Consider the following 8,641-nt stretch of genomic DNA (forward strand, 5'->3'; position numbering starts at 1 on the left):
TGCGCGGCGGCGCCCATGAGGCGGATCTGGCTCAGCCGAGCACGGACCGCCTGGCCACGGCCTCGGCGGCTCCGCGCCTGCACACGTCGGCGCGGACGACCTCCTCGAAGTCGCGCCGGCGGTCGGTGATGGAGATCTCGCCGCCGAGTTCCACGCCCTTCTCGCCGGGCCAGACCGTCTGGCGGGTCGGGCGATCGCGGTCGAGGCGGGTGCCGCAGATCGCGACCCAGTCCCGCAGCCGGTGTCGGGCCTCGGCGAAGTCACGCATCCACGCGATCGGTGCCGACGGGCTCGCGGTCTCGTGGTAGCAGCTGAGCCAGTGGGTGTGCAGGGCGGAGAGCTCCCAGACGAGCTCGTCGTGGCGGTGCCAGTACGGCGGGACGATCGACGGCGGCAGCCCGAAGGTGACCTTCAGCCAGGTCACCCAGGCGTCCAGGTCATGCCACTCGCGGTCGGCGTCCTCGGAGCCGAGGAGGTTCCAGTTCAGTGACTCCGGTGGACGCTCGAGAAGGTCGGTGACACCGCGGTAGTCGTCGTCGGGCTCGTCGTACATGCCCATGACCGACGGCCGCTCAGATCGCGATGGGCGGAGGCTCGGGCACCGGTGAGAGCGGCCGTTCCGGGGCGGCGTGCCGTCCACGCTGGACCACGTAGTCGGTCTTGTTGACGTTGTGGCCGATCTTCCTGGCGACGAACTCTTCCTTGATCACGCTGGCGCCGTCGCGGCTCTCGACCTCGTACTCGTGGATGTAGCCGCCAGCGACGAACGAGTCGCCCTTGCGGAACCGCGCGTAGGTCTCGCGGGCCGTGCTCTCGAACGCGACCATGTCGTGGAAAGTCGGGTCGAGTTTGGTGAAGCTCCCGTCGACCTCCTTGCGCCACTGCTCGACGCCGACGCGCAGCTGGCAGCACTCGGCGCCCTGCTTGGTGAAGTGGAGCTCCGGCGCTGACGCGACGAAGCCGACCAGGCTCATCTGGGTGGGAATGGACATTCTGACTCCTGAGTTGGGCAGCCCATCGTGCGAGCTGCGGTCAAGAGTTAGGTGCGAGCGCGAGGACAAGACTGTCGGAGCGGAGCCCATATTCGAGGTGGATTGACGCACTTCCGCGGCTAGATCCGCACCGTGGGTGCAAAGGCGGAGCCCGGAACCGCCTCGCTTCAGCAGAACGATGCACCGTCAGGTCCGGACCGAGACTGAGCGCATCGCAAACTTGAGAGCAGGCGCCATTGTCGGTGCCCTCTCCTAGGTTGCGTTCATGCAGATGCCGCAGCCGAACCAGCACAACGGGCCTATGGCCGGACATGTTCACCGGCGCCGGGTCTTCACGCCGCCACTCGCGGCGACCGGCGTCCTTGTCATCGGAGACTGGTTCAAGGACGACCTCCCCGACTTGCTGTGGCCGGCCCTCGTGCTCGCCGAGCAAGGCAACGGCGCGATCCGCAACTTCGTCGCATGGCAGAAGGCAGTTCAGGACGCACTGTCCGAGCACGATGAGACCGCGTTCGTGGCCGAGTCGCTTGACGGTCGACTGACCAACCTCGCGCGCCTCGCCATCAAGATTCCGAGCGCAGCAGCGGTGGTGTCGGAGCAAGCAGATGATCACGGTCTGCTCTCTGCCGGTGTGCGCGGTGTGCTCACTTCCTACCCGTACATGCCGGTCCCATGGCTGACTGGGGATGTCGAGGTGCACGTGCCCGAGCAGGCCGACATCGAACTCGTGCGCCGGGCGCTTCTCGAAGCGCTCAGCGACGGCCACCGCGAGGCGCTGATGAAGTGCTTCCGCACCTGGAGCACGGTTCAGTCCGGCACATTCTCATCAGACCAGCAGACCATCGACCTCCTGAAGACCTACCCCGACGAAGCAGAGTCCAGGTCCCAGGCGGACACGGTCATTCGCTCGCAGTGGGGAGCACATAAGGGGATGCTGACGGTCGAGGACCCGAACTACTTCGACGAATCGATCAGGTGGGCGCGTGTGTTCTGGGGAGCTAACTCGATGACGTCCCAGTGCGTTCGCAAGAGGGAAGCGGAGAGCGAGACCACTCCCACGCCAGCAAGTGATGGCTCGGCGTGGAACGAGACTCACGTGGCCGAGTCCGAAGCCGCGGTGGCCACTGCACCGCCGCAAGCAAGCCCCGACCCCGACTCGGAGCCGGACGCGCGGGACGACCGACCCGCGGTGGTGGACGACGTCGGCGCCGGCGCAACCCCCGCTCCGCCCGATGGTGCGCACCTACGACAACTCACCATGGACCTGTTGTCCAGCTTTGTCGAAGCTCTGGAGACGGCGCCCGCCCGGTTGCACGACAAGGAGCGTCAGGAGGTCGTTTCGGGCCTGGTGTCGCGGGCCGGACGGGATCTCATCGCGGTGCTTACAGCGCCCGATCTGTGGTGCATGGAGCACGGCGCCCACATCGTGCGCATGCTGGTGGAAACGAAGATCTACCTGCACTGGATGGCGCAGCAGGATCCAGCCATCTACCGCGAGTTCCAGGAGTACGGCGCAGGCAAGGCTAAGCTCTACGCCCGCATCGCGGATGAGGTGCCGGCAGAAGCACGCACGCCCGGATATCAAGAAGCCATGGACGAGTTCGAACGACTCAGCCACAACGACGGCATAATCGATTACAGGGTCGTCGACACCCGAGACACATTCGCGCAGGGCAAGTCCATTCGCAGCATGGCCGACGAGACAGGTCTCTTGGACTTCTACCGACAGGCGTACTCACAAGCCAGCGGCGTGGCGCACTCCGAGTGGTGGTCTATCGAGACTCACGCGATGGAACGTTGCCTCAACGTCCTTCACGGCCTACACCTCATACCGAGCCTCTCGCTCAGCCTGGGTGGCAACGTCCAGCTCGCGACCGCGTGGGTTAACCAGTTCTACTCGCTCGTGCGCACAGCCTTCCGCATCCTCGACACCGAAGAGCGAGCGGTCTCCTCGGCCTTCTCCTGGCTTGAGGAGTCGGAGACTGGAGACAGCCTGATCTCGCACCCGACTTCGTGACCGTGGGGAGGGGAAGTTGTGTGTGCCCGCCCATAGCGATGAGCGGACTCTGCGGGCGTTCCCCGACAGGCGGCGCAATGACGCAAGATTGCGTCGCATCCCCGTTCGATATAAGCCAACATTGTTGCTGTGAGCATCGTGACTCGGGTTCTGCTTGTCTGCGACTCCTGCGGGCGCATTTGGCGGGAGGACCCTGAGCCACGCACAGCCCGTCGCCCCGGCGAGTCGGGAACCGCTCAGCGCAGCGATGCCAGACGCGCTGGTTGGGTGAGGTGGCGGAATGCCACCGATTACTGCCCTAGCTGTGCGCCGCCTCCCTGATTTCTTGACGAGCCGCTGGCGGCGGTAAGACGCACTCATTGCGGTGGAGGCGCTCGCCACGCTTTCGGACAGCGGCATAGCGGCGTGGTGCGCCTGACTCCATACTGACCCCGTGAGTGAAGCGAATCGGCGGATGAGTGAGTTCGAGCAGCTGGCTCGAGTGTTGCGGTCGGCGCCCGATGAGGACTCGCGTCTGAGGCTTGCCGTGCACGCGGCCGTGAGTCTGGTCGCCAGGTGTTCACATGCCGGCATCACCATCAATGAGAAGGGCGGTCTGCTCACGCGTGTGAGCAGCGACGACTTCGTCAGTCGCGCCAACGAGCTTCAGTACGAGTTGGGCGAAGGGCCGTGCCTGAGCGTCCGCAAGGACCAGGACACGATGGTCGTTGTCGACCTGGCGACCGAGGAGCGATGGCCGGTGTGGGCGCCGAGGGTGCTCCACGAGTTCGGCGCAAGTTCGATGATGTCGCTGCTCGTCTTCACGGAGGCGGACTCATATGGCGCGCTGAGCCTGTACGCCGTCGATGGCCAGCAGTTCAACGTGGACGACGTCGCCGTCGCCCAGACCCTGGCCGGGCACCTGGCCCTGTCGATGTCTGCGGAGCGGGAGATCGACCAGCTGGGGATGGCGATCGTCAGTCGTCTGGTGATCGGGCGGGCCGAGGGCATTTTGATGGAGAAGCTCGACGTCTCTGCGGACCAGGCATTCGACTACCTGCGACGGATCTCCAGTCAGACCAACCGCAAGCTGGTGGCTGTCGCGAGCGACATCGCCCGCACCCGCATGCTCCCCAACACTGACTGAAGGTGGTCCTGTCCCCATGGGGGCCGGGTGCCCGCTCTTCTGACCACCCGGCCCTAGCCGTACGACAGCCATGTCTGCAGCGCGACTTGAACTGTCCGTACCCATCTAGAGGCGGCGGATTCGACGGTGTGGGGGTCGTCACTCCTTCGCCTGGGCTGCCGCTCTCACTGACGCACGCTCATCAGCAGATCGGATGTCCGACAGGCGGCGGTTCGACGCACTCATTGCTGGACGGTCTCCACAGGTCATTCGCGCCACTTCCCTGGGCTCAGGGTGGTCTTCATCTCAGGCAGGTCGGAACCGAGCGACGAAGACTCGCTGGTCGTCGTTGAGTCGCTCGGCCCGAACTTCGATGTGCACCGACACCTCGGAACCGTCTGCGCGGACCATGGGCACTGTGATGGGGACTCCGACGAGGTTGTCGCGTCCGTTGGTGGCATGGAGAGTCGTGCCTGCGATGTGGGCCTGGTGGAAACGCGCTGGCACCACGACGATGACTCGTCTTCCGAGCAGCTCATCTGCTCGTTCGTAGCCCAGGAGGTCCAGGGCTGAACGAGATGCCGCCACGATGATGCTGGCCTCGTCTGTCGCCAACAGCGACTCATCGACGTTCGCGAACTCCGAGTAGGTGACTGTCAGCGCTGCTTGGTCGGACAACGTCGCCCTGACGTCCGTCCGCGCCACCCACGGGGTGGCGGTGGTGTCACCACCGGCCTGGCGGGCGACCTCAGAGCACATCCACTGCCGCATCTCGTCAATCTCGGGCTGAGTGGGCGGGCTGAGGAACAGCCCGGCGCGCGCCTCGGCGATGGCGCTGCGGAGCAGCTCGTCTAGCGTCTTGAAGTGCGCGACCGACTGGGCCGGGATCCGGAGCACCACCTCGTCCGCGGTCACCTTCGGTTCGACCGCGTTCGCCATCAACGCTCCCACCTCCTCGGACAGCACCGGCGCCGGAAGCTGGTCGTGCAGCAGGTTCATCGCCGAACTAGCGTGCGCGTGTCTTTCCAGGATGGAGTCGTCCTCACCGATGACATGGAGCAGGTACTCGCGCAGCAAGGTGGCGGCATGCTCCTGCCAGGCCACGTGCATCAGCATGGGGACGTGCCGCAATGTCATCGACGAGATGCAACGCGCCCCGCCGATGACGCCATCCTTCGCGGCGTCGGCACCTTCCCACCTCTTGTCGAACCGGCCCCCGACGTCCCCTATCTCGAACCACACCGTCTTGCCGACCGGTCGCTCGACGGCACCCCAACGATCTGCTAGGTCATCCATCAACTGCAGGCCACGACCAGTGCCGGCTGTCGCCGCGTAGTGACGCTTCGCCGGCATGTCGGTCGACCCGTCCTCGACCTCCACTCTTACTGCGTCCGCAGTCGCCCACACATGCACATGAACCGCGCCACCCACATGCACGAAGGCGTTTGTGACCATCTCGGACAACGCGACCGTCGCGGAGTCGACTAGGTGCTCGGCGCCGCTGCGCGACATTGCATCGCACAGCATCGCTCGGGCCCGACCCACGTTGCGCAGGTCAGCCTCAAGCACCAAGGAGGCCGCAACGGCGTCGCTCACCGCCCACAACCTCTCCATCCCGTGCCGAGACGCGAAAACCTCCCCAAGGAGGATACGACGCGACGCCGAGGCATGCCACGGGCTCCGACACGAGCTCACCGGCCCAAGCCCCTGCAGCATGAACGTCGGCGCCCTGCCCACGTAAGCACCCAGGGACCGTCGAGGTGACGCTCAGGAACAGGGTTGCGGCCGACCCGCGGTGCACCGGTCCACGGCGCGTGGCCCCCAACCGCGATCGCCCCGCCCGGGCCCACCTCAAGGTTTCCGGCCTTACCCGTACCCGACGGATTGGCCATCGCTGAAATGCTTATCGAGCAAGGTCTGCCCTGGCCCACGCAACGAAGACGGTCCCATACATAACACCAGCACCTGTGGGTACGGCAGCGGCACGTCACCGTGGCAGCCGCGAATGCCCCGGCGATGAGGCCCGAGCGTTCCAAAACGGCGGACGCTCGGGCCGCCCCAATTCCTCATTCCCCGTCGCGCCCAGGCCGCCCTGGCTCATCAGCACCGCAGCGGTGACGAGTCCCGGCCTCTAGTCGAGGTCCAAGAGGATGCGGATTGCAGCGATCTCTGCGGTCACGTGGACAAACCTTCGGTTCGCGGGCATCAACGTGCCTGCGCAGGTAGTCGAACGCTTGGTTTTGACGCGATGTTGAGCCCGCTCCGTCACGTTGCCCTCAGCGCGCCCCACCCCGGGGTGATCAGTCTGGCCGATCGTGAAGAACAACCACCACGCGAATGGCGCTGACTCACCGGCCGTGAGGCGCGAGCGCTCGATGACGTCCTGCCGGACGCGGAGGACTCAGCGCGGCTGAGCCGGAAAGCTCGTGTTGCCCGACAGTGCGCTACTTGGCGTTCGCTTCGTCGACGAGTTCTTGTGCAACGGCGCGCAACTTGATGTTTCCGTGCGACGAGGCACGGACGAGGAAGGCGAAAGCGCGGTCTTCGTTCATCTCGTAGCGTTCCATGAGGATGCCGATGGCTTGCCCGATGGCTCGGCGAGTGTGCATGCCGTTGGTGAGGGTCTCGCGCTCCTGAGCGTGTCCGAGGGCAATCGCGGCGTGGGTGGCGAACAGTCGGGCAAGGGCCTGAGCGTCGTCGCTGACGCCGTCGGAGATGGTGGAGTAGAAGTTGATGCCACCCAAGGTGTGCTCGTCGAGGTACAACTTGACCGCCATCTGGGACCGCACGCCAGAAGCGAGGGCCTGGGGCACGTAGCTGGGCCACCGCTGTTCGTCTCGCAGGCTCGACACGCAGACCGTGTCGCCGCCCTGCAGCGCTGCCGAACAGGGACCTTCACGCAGGCCGTACTGCATTCTGTCGAGAGGCAGTACGAGGTCGCCGATGGCGGCTCTTGTCTCGATGTCGCCCTTCTTCTCCACCGTCGCAATGCCCACGTGGTCGAAGCCCGGCACAGAGTTGCACGCAACCTCGACGATCGTTTGCAGGATGTCGTTGAGACTGCGTGGTTTGTTAAGGGTCCGGGCGGCTTCGGCGATGGACTGGTCGAACTCAGATGCAGCGAGCACAGGGGGCTCTCTCTGGGGCACTTGGAAGTGAGGCACACAGAGAGGCGCTCATAACGAGCCCTGCAGACCACGCGCGACTCGAAGGTGAGCTGGCGACGTGCTCAGTCTACCCCTCCGCGGGCGCACTGTTGTATCCCCACGGGTACAGTTACTACCCCCGCCTGGGCAGTCGCAGGGATGCCGGTGCCCTCCGATCGTGGCTCGCCTCGCATGTGGCCACGCTCGCGGCCGCGCCCTTGCACCGCAGTGCGGTGCGGTGCGCAACTACGCCTATTTTTCTCACACGAGCCGCGCCGTCTCGCGTGATCGTGACCCGAGCCGCCATTGGGTTACCTAGTGGCTCGTGAAGCACAAGGAGCTGCGGGCGGGCCGTGCCTGAGCGTTCGTGAGGACCAGGACACCAACAGCGTCGTCAACTCGCGACCGAGGAGCGGTGGCCGTCTGGGCACCCACCACGAGTTCGGTGCCAGCTCGAGGATGTCGCTGGTCGTCTTCACGGGCGAAAACACCTACGGCGCTAGGTCTTGCGGTGCTGGACGCACGAGACCGCCCCGGCCTTTGAAGAAGCGCCGGGGCGGTCTGCGGTGCTCCTACGGACGGGACCTGCGGACTCCGTGCAGCGAGGCCATGACGACCTGGGTGACTGTGGCGGCCAGCACGGCCAACACCTGGGTCAAGGACCGAAGGTACAGCGTACTCAACGGTTGTCGCCGTGACCGGCGTCTGCGTTGTCGTCATAGAAGTCGCGGCTGCCGGACTTCGCGAGACCGCGGCTGACCATGTAACCGATGGTCAGGAGCGATACATAGAACCACGCCTCCTGGGTGCCGAAGTCGCTCGTGTCGGTGAGGGCGGCGGCGACGAGCACACCGATCACGACCGCGACGTAGGCGATGAGCTCAGTCGTCTTGTAGGACGACTTGGTCTCGGTGCTGACACGACGAGCGGTCGAGTAGTTGGTCTTCTTGGTGTCCGTGGTGTTGGACATGGGAGGTCTCCTTGCGGCTGGTGACTGGTGTGCTGCCCTGGGTCTAGAGCCGCGCGCACCCGACGGGGTGCGTCCACGAGGCAGTACCCGACTGATGCGATCTCGATGCGACCGCAAAGTGTGCACTGGGTCTCACGCTGTTCAGCGGCCCCGGGCGCCCCGTGTCTGGACCCGGGCCTGGCCGCCAGGGCACCCGCGGATGACATCGCAACGTGCGGGCTTCGTTCCGGGGCAGGCGTATCGATTTTCGGCTGTGATCCGGTCGCGGATCCCGCCACGGCGCCCATTCTGGGCTACTGATATGGAGTGACCTCCTGTCAAGAGCAGGGTGAGGCGCCCGTCTGGAGAGGTCCAGGCGGGCGCCTCGTCTTCGTCGGCGTGGTCGTTGATCAGCGTGTCGTTGGCGACGCG

7 protein-coding genes are annotated in these 8,641 nt (G+C 65.5%); 2 read left to right on the top strand and 5 right to left on the bottom strand.

What is annotated here, in order from left to right:
- Window positions 1-31 precede the first annotated feature (31 nt).
- Together JWN97_RS21020 and JWN97_RS21025 are read right to left on the bottom strand one after the other, a co-directional pair.
- The gene (locus JWN97_RS21020; RefSeq protein WP_297627838.1) at window positions 32-553 is read right to left on the bottom strand and encodes a hypothetical protein; all 522 of its coding nucleotides are present in this window, start codon (window positions 551-553) and stop codon (window positions 32-34) included.
- A gap of 19 nt (window positions 554-572) precedes the next feature.
- The gene (locus JWN97_RS21025) at window positions 573-992 is read right to left on the bottom strand and encodes a single-stranded DNA-binding protein (RefSeq protein WP_297627841.1); all 420 of its coding nucleotides are present in this window, start codon (window positions 990-992) and stop codon (window positions 573-575) included.
- Between the two features lie 265 nt (window positions 993-1,257).
- Between JWN97_RS21025 and JWN97_RS21030 the strand changes: the two genes are divergently transcribed.
- Together JWN97_RS21030 and JWN97_RS21035 are read left to right on the top strand one after the other, a co-directional pair.
- Entirely contained in the window at window positions 1,258-3,009 is a 1,752-nt protein-coding gene (locus JWN97_RS21030) for a DUF5677 domain-containing protein (protein WP_297627844.1), read from the top strand.
- Window positions 3,010-3,463: 454 nt separating this feature from the next.
- Window positions 3,464-4,135: a GAF and ANTAR domain-containing protein gene (locus JWN97_RS21035; protein ID WP_297627847.1), complete on the top strand. Its 672-nt coding sequence runs from the start codon at window positions 3,464-3,466 to the stop codon at window positions 4,133-4,135.
- 285 nt (window positions 4,136-4,420) lie between these two features.
- On the opposite strand, the gene JWN97_RS21040 is transcribed toward JWN97_RS21035, so the two are convergent.
- From JWN97_RS21040 to JWN97_RS21050, 3 genes are all read right to left on the bottom strand, one after another.
- Window positions 4,421-5,710: an ATP-binding protein gene (locus JWN97_RS21040; RefSeq protein ID WP_297627850.1), complete on the bottom strand. Its 1,290-nt coding sequence runs from the start codon at window positions 5,708-5,710 to the stop codon at window positions 4,421-4,423.
- An 848-nt stretch (window positions 5,711-6,558) separates the two neighbouring features.
- Complete coding sequence (locus tag JWN97_RS21045) at window positions 6,559-7,242, bottom strand: GAF and ANTAR domain-containing protein (RefSeq protein WP_297627853.1); 684 nt, start codon at window positions 7,240-7,242, stop codon at window positions 6,559-6,561.
- Window positions 7,243-7,939: 697 nt separating this feature from the next.
- The gene (locus JWN97_RS21050) at window positions 7,940-8,230 is read right to left on the bottom strand and encodes a hypothetical protein (RefSeq protein WP_297627856.1); all 291 of its coding nucleotides are present in this window, start codon (window positions 8,228-8,230) and stop codon (window positions 7,940-7,942) included.
- Window positions 8,231-8,641 lie beyond the last annotated feature (411 nt).

The sequence above is a fragment of the Nocardioides sp. genome (assembly GCF_025965415.1).
GTDB lineage: Bacteria > Actinomycetota > Actinomycetes > Propionibacteriales > Nocardioidaceae > Nocardioides.

Excerpts from the sequence above, each read along its gene's own strand:
- JWN97_RS21020 (WP_297627838.1), bottom strand. The coding sequence starts at position 553 with ATGTACGACGAGCCCGACGACGACTACCGCGGTGTCACCGACCTTCTC.
- JWN97_RS21025 (WP_297627841.1), bottom strand. The coding sequence starts at position 992 with ATGTCCATTCCCACCCAGATGAGCCTGGTCGGCTTCGTCGCGTCAGCG.
- JWN97_RS21030 (WP_297627844.1), top strand. The coding sequence starts at position 1,258 with ATGCAGATGCCGCAGCCGAACCAGCACAACGGGCCTATGGCCGGACAT.
- JWN97_RS21035 (WP_297627847.1), top strand. The coding sequence starts at position 3,464 with ATGAGTGAGTTCGAGCAGCTGGCTCGAGTGTTGCGGTCGGCGCCCGAT.
- JWN97_RS21050 (WP_297627856.1), bottom strand. The coding sequence starts at position 8,230 with ATGTCCAACACCACGGACACCAAGAAGACCAACTACTCGACCGCTCGT.